The 13286-nt window shown below is 70.7% G+C and carries 14 protein-coding genes; 5 read left to right on the top strand and 9 right to left on the bottom strand.

The features are described from left to right. Window positions 1-89: 89 nt before the first annotated feature. From A3CQ_RS0119930 to A3CQ_RS0119915, 4 genes are read right to left on the bottom strand one after another with little or no spacing between them, the layout of a single operon-like run. Window positions 90-1013: an ABC transporter ATP-binding protein gene (locus A3CQ_RS0119930; RefSeq protein ID WP_020512715.1), complete on the bottom strand. Its 924-nt coding sequence runs from the start codon at window positions 1011-1013 to the stop codon at window positions 90-92. A gap of 36 nt (window positions 1014-1049) precedes the next feature. Then, on the bottom strand, window positions 1050-1577 hold the full coding sequence (locus A3CQ_RS0119925) for a hypothetical protein (RefSeq protein WP_026205915.1): 528 nt from the start codon (window positions 1575-1577) through the stop codon (window positions 1050-1052). Further along, on the bottom strand, window positions 1574-3433 hold the full coding sequence (dnaG, locus tag A3CQ_RS0119920) for a DNA primase (protein ID WP_020512713.1): 1860 nt from the start codon (window positions 3431-3433) through the stop codon (window positions 1574-1576). Before dnaG ends, A3CQ_RS0119925 begins: the two co-directional genes overlap by 4 nt. 11 nt (window positions 3434-3444) lie before the next feature. Then, window positions 3445-4659 carry a deoxyguanosinetriphosphate triphosphohydrolase gene (locus A3CQ_RS0119915; RefSeq protein ID WP_020512712.1) on the bottom strand — a complete coding sequence of 405 codons (1215 nt, stop codon included), beginning with the start codon at window positions 4657-4659 and terminating at the stop codon, window positions 3445-3447. A 44-nt stretch (window positions 4660-4703) separates the two neighbouring features. On the opposite strand from A3CQ_RS0119915, the gene A3CQ_RS0119910 reads away from it, so the two are divergent. Beyond that, a complete protein-coding gene (locus A3CQ_RS0119910; RefSeq protein ID WP_040432624.1) occupies window positions 4704-6290 on the top strand; it encodes a methyl-accepting chemotaxis protein in 1587 nt (528 codons plus the stop codon). Window positions 6291-6293: 3 nt separating this feature from the next. On the opposite strand, the gene A3CQ_RS0119905 is transcribed toward A3CQ_RS0119910, so the two are convergent. Continuing rightward, a complete protein-coding gene (locus A3CQ_RS0119905; RefSeq protein ID WP_020512710.1) occupies window positions 6294-6650 on the bottom strand; it encodes a VOC family protein in 357 nt (118 codons plus the stop codon). Between the two features lie 218 nt (window positions 6651-6868). Between A3CQ_RS0119905 and A3CQ_RS0119900 the strand changes: the two genes are divergently transcribed. The 4 genes from A3CQ_RS0119900 to A3CQ_RS0119885 all read left to right on the top strand — a co-directional run bounded on the left by A3CQ_RS0119900 (window position 6869) and on the right by A3CQ_RS0119885 (window position 9252). Continuing rightward, window positions 6869-7216 carry a roadblock/LC7 domain-containing protein gene (locus tag A3CQ_RS0119900; RefSeq protein ID WP_020512709.1) on the top strand — a complete coding sequence of 116 codons (348 nt, stop codon included), beginning with the start codon at window positions 6869-6871 and terminating at the stop codon, window positions 7214-7216. 19 nt (window positions 7217-7235) lie between these two features. Beyond that, complete coding sequence (locus tag A3CQ_RS0119895) at window positions 7236-8258, top strand: DUF4388 domain-containing protein (protein ID WP_020512708.1); 1023 nt, start codon at window positions 7236-7238, stop codon at window positions 8256-8258. Window positions 8259-8300: 42 nt separating this feature from the next. Beyond that, complete coding sequence (locus tag A3CQ_RS0119890; RefSeq protein WP_020512707.1) at window positions 8301-8795, top strand: roadblock/LC7 domain-containing protein; 495 nt, start codon at window positions 8301-8303, stop codon at window positions 8793-8795. An 85-nt stretch (window positions 8796-8880) separates the two neighbouring features. Further along, window positions 8881-9252 (top strand): hypothetical protein, encoded by a 372-nt coding sequence (locus A3CQ_RS0119885; RefSeq protein WP_020512706.1) that lies wholly within the window; start codon window positions 8881-8883, stop codon window positions 9250-9252. An 82-nt stretch (window positions 9253-9334) separates the two neighbouring features. Here the strand turns inward: A3CQ_RS0119885 and A3CQ_RS0119880 are convergent, their stop codons facing one another. The 4 genes from A3CQ_RS0119880 to dusB all read right to left on the bottom strand — a co-directional run bounded on the left by A3CQ_RS0119880 (window position 9335) and on the right by dusB (window position 13258). Continuing rightward, a complete protein-coding gene (locus A3CQ_RS0119880; protein WP_020512705.1) occupies window positions 9335-9850 on the bottom strand; it encodes a DUF1269 domain-containing protein in 516 nt (171 codons plus the stop codon). 85 nt (window positions 9851-9935) lie between these two features. Further along, window positions 9936-10994, bottom strand: coding sequence for an MFS transporter (locus A3CQ_RS0119875; protein ID WP_026205913.1), 1059 nt, complete (start codon window positions 10992-10994; stop codon window positions 9936-9938). 84 nt (window positions 10995-11078) lie between these two features. Further along, window positions 11079-12143 (bottom strand): DUF2786 domain-containing protein, encoded by a 1065-nt coding sequence (locus tag A3CQ_RS0119870; RefSeq protein ID WP_020512703.1) that lies wholly within the window; start codon window positions 12141-12143, stop codon window positions 11079-11081. Next, window positions 12140-13258 (bottom strand): tRNA dihydrouridine synthase DusB, encoded by a 1119-nt coding sequence (gene dusB, locus A3CQ_RS0119865; RefSeq protein WP_020512702.1) that lies wholly within the window; start codon window positions 13256-13258, stop codon window positions 12140-12142. The genes A3CQ_RS0119870 and dusB overlap by 4 nt, the downstream gene beginning before the upstream one ends. Window positions 13259-13286 lie beyond the last annotated feature (28 nt).

Raw genomic sequence — 13286 nt, 5'->3', positions numbered from 1 at the left:
GGGTGTCCGAACCCGAGGGGGTCGCACACGGCCCTGTCCTCCTCCCGCCCCGGGCTCGTCCCGGGGCGGGAGTGTCTTGAGCGGGCCCATCAGTCCACCAGCGTCCGGCCGGTGAGGTGGAGAAACACGTCCTCAAGGCTGCTGCGGCGCACCAGCACACTGGCCGGCGCTAGCGACCGGCCCTGCACCTCGGCCGCCGCCTCGTCGCCGTCGTCGACGTAGAGCAGGATGCGGTCGGGCAGCACCTCGAGCCGGTCACCGAGGCCGGCGAGCTTCTCCGCGTACGCCTCCTGGGACTCGGCGGCGAACCGCAGCTCGACCACCTCCCGAGTCGAGTACTGCTCGATCAGGGCGCGCGGTGAGCCCTCGGCGACGATCCGGCCGCCGTCCATCACCACGAGCCGGTCGCACAGCTGCTCGGCCTCGTCCATGTAGTGCGTGGTCAGCACCAGCGTCACGCCCTGCTGCTTGAGCCGGAACAGCCGTTCCCACACCAGGTGCCGCGCCTGCGGGTCGAGACCCGTGGTCGGCTCGTCGAGCAGGACCATCTCGGGCTCGTTCACCAGGGCCCGGGCGATCGTCAGCCGCCGTTTCATGCCGCCGGAGAGCGGCTCGACCTTGCTGTCGGCCCGCTCGCTCAGCTGCACGAAATCGAGCAGCTCGTCGGCCCGGCGCCGGGCCACCTTGCGCGGGATGCCGAAGAAGCGGGCGTACGTCGTGAGGTTCTCCCGGACGTTCAGCTCGATGTCCAAATTGTCCAGCTGGGGGCACACCCCCAGCCGCGACCGGATGCGCGGGCCGTCCCGCCGCGGATCGAGCCCGAGAATCCGCAGCTCCCCGCCCGAGGGCGGCGACACACACCCGATCATGCGCATGGTCGAGCTCTTGCCCGCGCCGTTGGGCCCGAGGAACCCGAACGCCTCGCCCCGGCGCACATCGACGTCGATGCCGTCGACCGCCGTGAACTCGCCGAACCGCTTGACCAAGCCGCGCGCGTGAATCAGGGACTCCATGCCGCGACCCTAGGCTCGGGGTACGACAGAAATCTCTCAGTCGGGCGGGGTCGTCGCCCCCTGGGCCGCCGACACCAGTTCCTCGGTCAGCTCCACCACCGCCGCCAGTTTCACCGGCGTGCCCGAGTCATAGCGCACCGACCAGTTCAACCCGTTACGGCCCGGCACCCGGCGGCCCACCACCCGCACCCCGCCCGCGTTCAGCGGATGATGCGACGTGTACGCCACCGACCGCGTCACCCGGGTACGCACCTGATCGGGCAGCTCACCGGGTTCCAGCAGCAGGAAACCCACCACCGGCCCGTCGACCAGCACCGTGTACTCGTCGCGTTCCTCGGCCACCTCGGCCGGCGTGACCCGCAGCTCCCGCCCCGACCACGCCGCCTTGTGGATCTCGTGCCAGCCCAGCCGTTTGCCGTCCGGCAGCCACAGCCCGTGATTGGTGGCGACCAGCGCGCCCGCGCCCTCCGGGGACACCTCCGCCCACGCCAGCACCCGCTCCTCGGGACCGAGCGCGGGCCGCAACGAAGCCGGCAGTTTCGGCCGCCGTCGTAAGAAACTCACAGTCCACCTGCCGCTTGATCGCGCAACGCGCGCGCCTGCTGTTCCAGCGAGAAGAGCTCGCCCGCCAGGGCGAGGTACTCATCCTTGTGCAGGACCGGGTTCACCCGCTGCACCTTCGACTTCAGATCACGAATCCGGGTGGTCACCGAGCCCACCTGCAGCCGGGCCAGCGTGACCTGCACGTACCGCGGGTCGACCACGCCGTCCACGCGCAGCGGCTCCACCGCGAGCTCCGAGATGATCCCCTTGCCGGCCAGGTCGTCGCAGGAGTCGCGCACCTTCTCGATCCACACGATCCCGCCGGCCGAGACCGACACCACGCCGCCCGCCTCCTGGATCGCCACGCGGATCGCCTGGTAGACGCCGTCGCCGTAGTTCTCCGGGCCCACCGTGTCGAACATCGGCCCGGCCAGCACCGGCTCCTGCAACGCCAGCTTCAGCGATTCCCGTTCCACCAGGCGCTGGGGCGACTCGGCGTTCCGCGCGGCCGGGGCCGCCTCCGCGGGTGCCGTGCCTCGCATCGCCGCGTTCACCGCCCGCTGCACCGGCTCGAGGTCCATGCCGAGGTCGCCGGCCAGCTTCCGGGCGTACTCCGGACGCTTTTCCCTGTCCTTGATCTTGGCCACCAGCGGCGCGGCGCGGCGCATCGCCTCGACCCGCCCCTCCACGGTGTCGAGATCGAAGCGCGCGATCGTGTGCCGCAGCGCGAAGTCCACCAGCGGTTCCCGCCCGGCGATCATGTCGCGTACCGCAAGATCGCCCTTGGCCAGCCGCAGCTCGCACGGATCCATATTGTCCGGACTCACCGCGATGAACGTCCGCCCGACGAACCGCTGGTCCTCCTCGAAGGCCCGCAGCGCCGCCTTCTGCCCCGCCGCGTCGCCGTCGAAGGTGTAGATGATCTCGCCGGTGAAGCTGTCGCTGTCCATCAGCAGGCGCCGCAACACCCCGATGTGGTCGACGCCGAACGCCGTGCCGCAGGTCGCGACCGCCGTCGGCTCGCCCGCCTCGTGACAGGCCATCACGTCGGTGTACCCCTCGACGATCACCGCCCGGCCACGCTTGGCGATCTCCCGCTTGGCCTGGTCGATCCCGTACAGGACATGCGACTTCTTGTAGAGCGGCGACTCGGGCGTGTTCAGATATTTCGGCCCGTCATCGTCGTCGAACAGCTTCCGCGCGCCGAACCCGATCACGTCGCCGGTCAGGTCCTTGATCGGCCACAGCAGCCGCCGCCGGAACCGGTCGATCAGCGACCCCGACCGGGCCGGCTTGGTGAGCCCGGCCGAGTTCAGCTCCTCGGCCGTGAAGCCCTTCTGCCGCAGGTGCTTGGCGAGCGCGTCCCACGAGTCGGGCGCGAACCCACAGCCGTACCGCTCGGCCGCCTCCCGGCCGAAACCACGCTGGGCGAGAAACTCACGCGCCTTGCGCGCACCCGGCGTGCTGAGCTGATCGCGATAGAACTCGGCCGCCGCCACATGCGCCGCCAGCAGCCGCTGCCGATGCCCCGCCTGCGGCCGAGGCGCGCTCGGCGAGTTGTCCGTCTCGTACCGCAGCTGAATCCCGGCCCGCGAAGCCAGCCGCTCCACCGACTCGATGAACGACAGATGCTCCGCGTCCATCAAGAACTTGATCGCGTCCCCACCCTGCCCGCAGCCGTGGCAGTAGTACACGTTCCGGGCCGGGGCGACCGTGAAGGACGGGGTCTTTTCGTCGTGGAAGGGGCACAGGCCCTTCAGGTTGCCGCCGCCCGCCGGGCGTAGCGTTACCGACTCGCTGATGATGTCGGCGATCGACGTCCGGTCGCGGACCAGCGCGATGTCCTCGTCCTTGACCCTGCCCGCCACGGCATACATCCTGCCTCGCGTCAGGCGCGCGCCGCCACCAGGGTCCGGTGCCAGGTCACGGCGGCGTGGTCGGTGAGCGAAGCGACCTGGTCGACCACCACGCGCAGTGCCGCGGCGTCACTCTCGGCAGTCTCATAGAGAGGCCGGAAAACCACATCCAAGCCCGATGGCGTACGCGTCAAAGCGTCCACCAGCTCGACAAGGATCGTCCGCTGCTGCTCGTACCAGTCCTCCGCGGCCCGAGTGCGCATCACGTAGCGCAACGCCATCCCCTTGAGCAGCGCGCACTGGTTACGCACGGTTCGCGGGACGATGAGGTCGGCGTCGTACCGGCGTACGGGATCGGTGCCGTATTTGCTCTGGGTGGCACCCACCGCGGAGGCGACGAAGCGGCCGGTGAGGACGCTGGTCATCCGTTTGAGGGTGACCTGGGCGCCGAACGTGCCGTCGTAGTCTGCGACCGGCGCGACGGCCGGGTCGGCCAGCAGCTGGTCGAGGGCGGCGGCGAGCGCATCGGCCGGCTCGTCGGAGTAGGTGGCGGCGACGTCGGCGCAGAGCTCCGCCCGCTCGGCCGGGTCGTCGAGCAGCGGCCGCAGCGTGAGATATCCGCCGTGCACCCCGTCCTCGACGTCGTGCACGGAGTAGGCGACGTCGTCGGCCCAGTCCATGACCTGGGCCTCGAGGCAGCGCCGCTCGCCGAGCTCGTCGGGGCGCATCCAGTCGAAGACGGGCCGGTCGTCGGCATACACGCCGAATTTGCGCCGGCCGGGCTTGCGGGGCCACGGGTATTTGCTGCACGCGTCGAGGGAGGCCCGGGTGAGGTTGAGGCCGCCGCCGGGGACCTTGGCCTCGAGCCGGGTGAGCACCCGCAGGGTCTGCGCGTTGCCCTCGAAGCCGCCGCAGGGCTGGGCGACCTGGTCGAGGGCCGTTTCGCCGTTGTGGCCGAACGGCGGGTGGCCGAGGTCGTGGGCGAGTCCGGCGACGTCGACGACGTCCGGGTCGCAGCCGAGGCGGGCGCCCATCTCGCGGGAGATCTGAGCCACTTCGAGGGAGTGTGTCAACCGCGTACGCAGAAAATCGTCGGACCCGGCGGTGTGCACCTGGGTCTTGGACGCCAGCCGGCGGAAGCCGGCCGAGTGCAGGACCCGGGCCCGATCCCGCTGGTAGGGGGTTCGTCCGTAGCCGCTGTCCTTGGTCGGTTCCGGTATCCACCGCTGGGCGTCGAACGACGTCATGATCTCAGCCTAAGCGGCCCGTCCCCGTTGCCGATGTAGTAGCCGTGGAGTCCGAATCGCCATCGCGCGGCATCACTGTCGTCGCCCGCCTGCTAGCCATGATCGCGGCCGGTCTGCTCTCCGTGGGACTGGTCGTCGGCTTCGCTTTCTACAGCTCGTCGTCGCAGGCCGATGCCAGCCGGGAGATCGCCCGGGTGAGTGACGGCATGAGCAGCCAGTGGAACGCGGACATGATGCACGATGCATTGCGCGCGGACGTGATGTCGGCGATGTATGCGACCACGGATGCACAGCGTCAGAAGTACGGCGTGGAAGAGGTTGCCGACCACGCCAAGACGATCATCGAGATGTACGACGCGGCCGCGGCCCAGGCGCCGGCGAGCCTGCAGGCGGAGTACGCCGCCGTGCGCCCGCGCCTGCAGGTGTACGCGGATACGGCGTCCGCGCTGGTCGCGACGGCCGCCACCGATCATGCCAAGGCGGAGTCGGAGCTCGGGGACTATCTGACGATCTACTCGGAGCTCGAGGAGAAGCTCGGCGCGCTGGACGACGACATGCTCAAGGCCGTGCAGGCGGCCAGCGACAACGGTGTCTCCAAGGCCAACGAGAGCAACGTGATCATCTTGCTCGCCGGCCTGGCGGGCGCGCTGATCACGGTGCTGGTCGGGCTGCGGACGCTGCGGGTGATCCGCCGGCCGCTGCACCAGATGGTGGCCGGCCTGCGGGCCGCGGCCGACTGCGATCTGACCGTACGGGTGCCGGTGCTGCGCCGGGACGAGCTGGGCGAGATGGCGGGCGCGCTGAACGGGGCGATGGGCGCGCTGCAGGACACGATCGCGGCGACCGCGGCGAGCGTCGGCACCCTGTCGGCGGCCAGCGCGGACCTGCGGGCCCTCGCCGGCGACCTGGACTCGTCGGCCGAGCAGACGTCGGCGCAGGCGCGCAGCGCGGACGTCGCGGCGACCAACGTGTCGACGGCGGTGAACGACATGTCCAGCGCTACCGAGCAGATGGCCTCGTCGATCCGGGAGATCTCGCGGCAGACGGCGACCGCCTCGGCCACCACGAACGAGGCGAACCAGAACGCGGCGAGCACGGCGCAGGCGGTGGCGCGGCTCAGCGACGCGAGCCGGGAGGTCGGCGACATCGTCCGGCTGATCACGAACATCGCCGAGCAGACGAACCTGCTGGCGCTGAACGCGACGATCGAGGCAGCCCGGGCCGGGGAGGCGGGCAAGGGCTTCGCGGTGGTGGCGACCGAGGTGAAGGATCTCGCGCAGGAGACGGCGCAGGCGACCGCGGACATCACCGCGAAGATCTCGGCGATCCAGGAGATGACCTCGGGCACGGCCGACGCGATCGCGGCGATCACCACGGTGATCGAACAGATCGACGACGGTCAGCGCATGATCGCGGCGGCGGTCGAGGAGCAATCGGCGACCACCGATCTGATGTCCCGCAACGTGACCGAGGTGTCGACGGCGGCCGCCGAGATCAGCGGGACGGTGTCGAACATCACCCGGTCGACGGAGGCGACGGCCGAGGGCGCGAACACGACCCGCGGCTCGGCCGAGCTGGTGAGCTCGGCGGCCGGCGAGATCGAGACCCTGATGAGCCGCTTCCGGTACTAGGCCTTACTGGGCCTTCTTGGCGCTGAGCACGCAGAACTCGTTGCCCTCCGGGTCGGCGAGCACGACCCAGGGCACGTCGCGCTGGCCGATGTCGACCGGCCGGGCGCCCATGTCGACGAGACGCTCGACCTCGGCCTCCTGATCCTCCGGGCGCAGGTCGAGGTGCAGCCGGTTCTTGACCGTCTTGGGGTCAGGATCCCGGCCGAAGAGCAGGCCGGGCAGCTCGTCGGGGGCACGGCGGATCTCCACCTCGTCCGGCGCCTCGTGCACGATCACGTACCCGAGCGCTTCGGCCCACCAGCGGGCCAGCCGGTGTGGATCGTCAGCGTCCACGACGACCTGTTCCCAGCTGATCGGCATATGGCCGCCTCCTTATCGAAAAGTGACGATCATGTTACGCGCACTGGGCCGCGGGAGGCGGGCGACCATGACGCACAGCGGGTGCGACCGGTCGTCGCAGGGTCGCCGCAGGATGGCCCACGGTGACGGGCGACCGTCACCGCGAGGGTTTGACAAGCGCTGCGAGGCATAGGGCAGGGGGAAAGGTGCCCGGCGTCGATCACTGTTTACAGGAGGCCATGGCGATTCCTGGCGCTGTCGGAGCCAGCATCGTCGACTACACCACCGGCTTCCCGGTCGCCACGACGGGAGCCGCACCGAACTCCGACCACGAGGCCGCCGCGGCCGGCACGGCGGACGTGGTGCAGGCCGCGAACAGTCGCTCGCTGTTCGTCTCGGCCCTGCCGCACGACCTGCTCGAAGACCTGATCATCACGACCGCCGGGGGCTACCACCTGCTCCGCCTCGTGCAGACCGACTTCGACAGCCGGCTGGTCCTCTACGTCTGGCTCGACCGGATGCTGGGCAACCTCGCGGTGGCCCGCCACCGCATGCAGAAGCTGGCCGACGACCTGGTCGCCGGCTGAACCCCGATTTGGAGAACGTGTGACCTCCTCGAAGACCGCCGCCCCCGGGCGCCTGCTCGCGCAGGTGGCCGGTGAGCGGCAGACCGGTGCCCTGGTGGTCGGTGGCCACCCGGGCGGCGCGGTCTACGTCCTCGAGGGCCGGGTCATCTACGCCGAGTCGCCGGCCGCGCCGGGCGTGGGCGAGCTGCTCACCGCGTCCGGCCGGCTGGCCGGCCGGACCTGGCAGAACGCGCTCGACCGGGGTACCTCCGGCGCACAGGTGGGCCGGCTGCTGGTCGAGCAGGGCCACCTCACCCAGGGCGAGCTGGAGCTGTGCGTGCTCGGGGCGATCTACGACGCGGCGTACTTCGCACTGTCGCCGGCCGACGCGCCGGTCGAGTTCCTCGGCGGCGCCACGCACTGGCTCGGCCCGGTCGTGCACGTGGATCCGGCCGCGGTCGCCCGGGAGGTGCGCCGGCGCGCCCGGCTGCTCGACGACATCTTTCCCGACGCGCGGGTGGACACGGCGATCGTCTCGCCGATCGCCCGGCCGCCGCGCGAGCGGATCTCGGTGACCGCACCGCAGTGGGAGCTTCTGGTGCACGCCGACGGCCAGCGGACCCCGGCGGATCTCGCCTTTCTGCTGGGAAAGGCGGGCTACGCGACCATCCAGGAGCTGCGCCGGCTCGCGGCCGCGGGTCTGCTCGAGCTTCCGGAGGTACGCGGAGAGGCGCCCGAGTTCGTGCGGCTGCCCCGGGCTCGCGGGACGGCGGTGGACGTGCGCCGCCCGCAGGTCCGCCCGGATGACTCCCCGACCGTCCCCGTCATCACGGGAGTGCGCCCCGCCGCCCCCGATCCCCCCGCTCCGACCCCGGCGCCCTCGCCGGCTCTCACCGAGGAGACCAGTGCCAACGGGACGGTGTATCGCCCGCCCCGGCTGGCCCGCCGTAAACCCGGCGCGAAACTGCCGAAAGAGGTGGCCGGCGAGACGCCTCCGGCCCACCCCGGCACCGACGAAGTCCTGCTGAAACGCATCCGAACCGCATTGAGGGCCTTGCGGTGACGCGCGCGCCTCCGACCTTCCGACGAGAAAGAGAGACCGAGGATGACGGTCGATCCGGCGGTGCTCGAGGAGCTCAACCGCCTGCGTGCCAGGGTGCCGGAGCTCTCCGGCAGCGTGCTCGCCACCACCGACGGGCTGGTGGTCGCGCACGACGCGCACGGCATCGAGCCGGACGGCCTCGCCGCGCTGGCCGCCGCGCACCTCGCGCTGGCCCGGCGGTTCGCCCACGCGGTGAACCACGGCGAGCTGCGGGAGTCGGTGGTCGAGTGCGATCGGGGCTACATCACCACGTACACCGCGGGCCCGACCGCCCTGCTCACCTTGGTCACCTCCGGCGACGCGAACCTCGCCATGGTCCACCTCGAGGCGCGGCGATGCGTACGCCGTCTGGTCCGGATCCTCGCGATCGAGGCCAAACCTCAGCCGCAGACCCGCGCGGAGATACCCACGCAGGCCGGCCCGTCGGCGCCGCTGGCGCGGCGCACACCGATGGCCACCCTGCCCAACAACGCCCGGCGCCGGCAGGCGACGGGTTGACCCAAACCCGCGGCATCCGCCGCGACCTCACCGGTACCGCCACTCAACGGCGGACCGCCATCCCACCGCAAACGGAGGACCTTCCATGGGCGACATGGACACCGCACTCAAGGAAATCATGGAGATCGACGGCGCGGTCGGCGTCGCCCTCGTGGACCACACGAGCGGCATGGCGCTGGGCACCGTCGGCGGCGGCAAGGAGCTCGACCTGACGGTCGCCGCGGCCGGCAACACGGACGTGGTCCGGGCCAAGCTGCGGGCGATGGAGATGCTCAACATCTCCGAGAAGATCGAGGACATCCTCATCACGCTGGACAGCCAGTACCACATGATCCGCCCGCTGACGAGCCGGGCGGGCAAGGGCCTGTTCCTCTACCTGGCCCTGCGCCGCGACCGCGCCAACCTGGCGATGGCCCGCCACCAGCTCAGGCGCATCGAGAACGACCTCGACGTCTGACCCGGTCCCGCCATGCCCGCTCCCGGCGGGGAGGGCCAGGATCGCCCTCCCCGCCTTTCGGGCGGAGTGGTAAAGCTACGGATCAGTACGGCTGGGGGTTCTTGTGGCCGCCGCCGAAGGTCTCCAGAAGGATCTCCCGCTCGCCGTCGGTGAGGTTGGTGTCGATCAGCTTGCTGTGCTCACCGAAGCCGTGGAAGCGCTCGCCGAGCCGGTCCAGGTTGCCCTCGTCGGTGACCAGGAACAGCGCCGACGTGCCCTCGGTGATCTGGGTACGGATCGTCTCCAGCTGTTCCTTCGAGATGCCGGCGCCCTCGGTCGCCTTGCTGAGTGCTCCGATCGCGGCGCCGACCGCGCCACCGATCACCGGCACCAGAAAGAGCGTGCCGGCCAGCAGGCCCCAGAGTGCTCCCCAGCCGGCGCCGTGCCACACGGTGTCGCGGCCGTGATGCATCTCCGGCTTCGAAGCGCCTTGCGGCCAGGTGACCACCGCGTGGTCGAGCACCTTGACCAGCTGCTCAGCCTGCGCGTCCTTGAGCTGCTCGGACGCGTGCTGCGCGCCGTCGGGGTTGTCGAACTTCCACACCGTAAACGTCGTCATGTCGCGCTCCTGAAGAAAGACTCGGGGCTGAGACTCATGCTCGGTGGCATCGATGCCCCGCCCCTCATCCCGGGCGGACGAAATCTCACCTCCGGCCCGCGGCCAGCACCGCCGTCAACACCAGCGGGATGCCAGCGACCGCGAACAGCAGCGGCAGCGGCACGGGCAGGCCGAACCCGGCGTAGAGGACCACCGCGAACACCTCGGCGCCGAAACCGCTCACCGACAGGACCGTGGTCCGGGCCGGACCGGTGATCTCGTCCTGGAGGCTCGTCTCGGCGCGGATCATGGCGAACTGCAGCAGGCCGAACGCCGCGGACACGAGGGCCATGCCGGCGAGATGCGGGATGAGGGCTCCGACGGCGATCAGCGCCGCCGCCGCGGCGACAACCGGGGAAAGAGACGCGGCGTAGCGTCCGGCGAGCGCGCTTCCCGCGGCCATCGCCAGTGCAGTGAGGGCATACAGCAGCGGTACGCCTGCCGTCGGCGCGCCCTTGTCGCGGGCGAGGAGCGGGAGGTACTCGTCGAGGGCGGTGAATCCGGGCAGCAGCGCGGCGATCGCGACGGCCAGGATCGTGCGCCGGTTCTTCACCGACTCGCGCAGCCCCGAGCGCAACAGGTGCAGATATCCGCCGGCTTCGTCCTCGTCGACCTCTCCCGACGTACGGGAATCGGGAAGTTTGAGGGCGAGGAGACCGCCCAGAGTGACCACCGCGACGCTCAGGATGCCCACGAGGTGGTAGCCGCCCACGGCGAACACCGGCGTCGCCAGCAGCGTGGCGGCGAGCATGGCCAGGATGCCCACCGTGCCCGCGCGGCCCATGATCTTGGCGTAGTCGTCGCCGGCCAGGTCATAGACGAGCGCTTCGAGCGTGCCGGAGCAGAGGGCACCGCCCAGTCCCCACAGCACGAAGCCGAGCGCGAACCCGGGGAAGGCCGGCCAGATCAGCCACAGCGCGTAACCGGCGGCGGTGAGGACCTCACCGATCGCGTAGAGGCCGCGACGGGACCAGGCGTCGGCCAGCGCGCCGGAGGGCACCTCGAAGGCGAACGAGACCACCGACCAGATCGCGAACAGCGTGGAGATCTCACCGGTGGACAGGCCCGCGTCGGCGAACAGCAGCGCGTAGACCGGGTAGAGCAGGACTCCGTCCGAGCAGGCACGGACGGCGTAAAGGAGCCGATGTCACTTTCAGATGGGGTGCATGCGTCCATGCTCCCGCGCCGGTCAAGCCAATTCGGCCTCGTCGGCAGCCGCGCGGCCGGACTCCCATCCCTCCAGGCTGTCGACGCGGCTTCCGCGAGTTTTGACCGTACGGGGGAAAGCGCGCGCCGCCGCCTCACGAACTTGCAGGTCACGCCCGCGCAGCACGGGCAACAGGTCGGTGTGCTGGGCGATCTCGTGCCGAGTCGCCCGGGTCAGCCGCTCGCCGATGCGCACCGCGTACGCGACCAGGAAACTGCGCCGGAACGTCTTGATCCGCGCCTTGCCCTTGACCGGCTCGTCGCGCGCCATCGCCCGGTTGGCCTGCACGAGGAGTGACGTGTACAGCAACTCGACCGCGTCGATGTCCGCGTCGAACCCGAACACCGTGCTGAAGGCGAGCTCCGGCGACCACACGGTGTGACAGTGGTTGGCCCGCGCGACCGCGTCGAGCAGGCTCGCCTTCTCGCTCTCGTAGGGGTGATCGACCCCCACCCGCCGGGCGAGCGGCATCTCGCCGGGCGCCGCGGCCTGTACCTCCTCGATGCTGTGCCGCGCGATCAGCTCCTGCGCCTTGGCCGAGAACGCCTCCGCCTCGGCCGGGAAGTCGGTGGACTCGGCCTTCGCGAGGAGCGCCCGCACCCGCTCGAGCACCCGGTTGTCGGCCCCGCGCAGCCTCGTCGCGGGCGCGTCCCCCGGCGCCGGGATCAGCTTCTCGATGGCCGGCAGCCGGCGCAGCTCGAGCACCAGCCCCAGCCCCGCGTCGAGCCGCTTGACCCGGTCGGTCCGGCCCCTTGGCGTCGGCAGCTCTTCGGCCTGAGCCCGCCACCGCGGATCGATGTCCAGAAATTTCGGTATATAGGCGTGGATGGCGTCGACGACCAACTCGGCCCGCAGCGGATTTCCCAGCCGGGCGATCACTCGATAGAGCTCTGCCGGCTGCCAGCCGCCCTTTATCAGCCGATCGACTCCTGCGGCCACGGCGGCCTGAAGCTCGGCGTCGGTTTCCCTCGCCGGCGCCACCGTCAGCGCGTCCAGGCCGTCCTCGTAGCTGAGAGTCCCCCGCAGCACGTCCTGGATCGTCGTCATCCGCCGGACTCGTCGGTTTCGGCGCCCTCGGGGACCGTGTCGTCGTCGCGGGTGTCGAGCCAGCCGTACGGGAGGCTGACCTTGCCGGGAGCATTGACGCGGCCGCGGGGCTGGCCGAGGGCCTCGGCCGGGAACGGCAGCGAGGGGTCGAGCTTTTCGAGCAGGTCGTCGAGCTCGGCCAGGGACGAGATCATGGCGAGGCTGCGGCGGAGGTCGCCGCCGACCGGGAAGCCCTTCAGGTACCACGCGACGTGCTTGCGGAAGTCGGCACAGCCGTGCCGCTCGTCGCCGAGGGCGTCGACCAGCAGCTCGGCGTGGCGGGACATGATCTTCGCGACCTCGCCGAGGGCCGGCAGCACCGGGCGGTAGCTCGCACCCTGCGTGAACGCGGCCTCCAGATCGGCGAACAGCCACGGCCGGCCCAGGCAGCCCCGGCCCACGACCACGCCGTCGACGCCGGTCTGCTCGACCATGCGCAGCGCGTCCGAGCCCTCCCAGATGTCGCCGTTGCCGAGCACCGGCACGTCGAGGGCCTGCTTGAGGGTCGCGATCGCGTCCCAGTCGGCGCTGCCGGAGTACCGCTGCTCGGCCGTGCGCGCGTGCAACGCCACGGCGGCCACGCCGGCCTCCTGCGCGATCAGGCCCGCTTCCACGTACGTCAGATGGTCGTTGTCGATGCCCTTGCGCATCTTGATCGTCACCGGAATCCCGAACGGCCGCGCCGCCTCGACCGCCCGCGAAACGATCCGCCCGAAGAGCCGCCGCCGCCACGGCAGGGCCGACCCACCGCCCCGCCGCGTGACCTTGGGCACCGGACAGCCGAAGTTGAGGTCGATGTGATCGGCCAGCCCGTCCTCACCGACCATGCGCACGGCTCGCGCCGTCACCTCCGGGTCGACCCCGTAGAGCTGAAGGCTGCGAAACCCCTCATCCTCCGCGAACGCGATCATCTTGAGCGTCTTCGGAATCCGCTCGACCAGCGCCCGGGTAGTGATCATCTCGCACACGTAGACCCCGCCGCCCTGCTCCCGGCAGAGCCGCCGAAACGCCACGTTCGTGATCCCCGCCATCGGCGCCAGCACGACGGGCGGGTTCACAGCGTGGTTTCCGAGCATCAGGGGCAAAGTCACGCCCTCAAGCGTG

It is taken from the genome of Paractinoplanes globisporus DSM 43857 (assembly GCF_000379645.1).
Lineage (GTDB): Bacteria > Actinomycetota > Actinomycetes > Mycobacteriales > Micromonosporaceae > Actinoplanes > Actinoplanes globisporus.
This window is presented reverse-complemented; position numbering and strand designations above follow the sequence as displayed.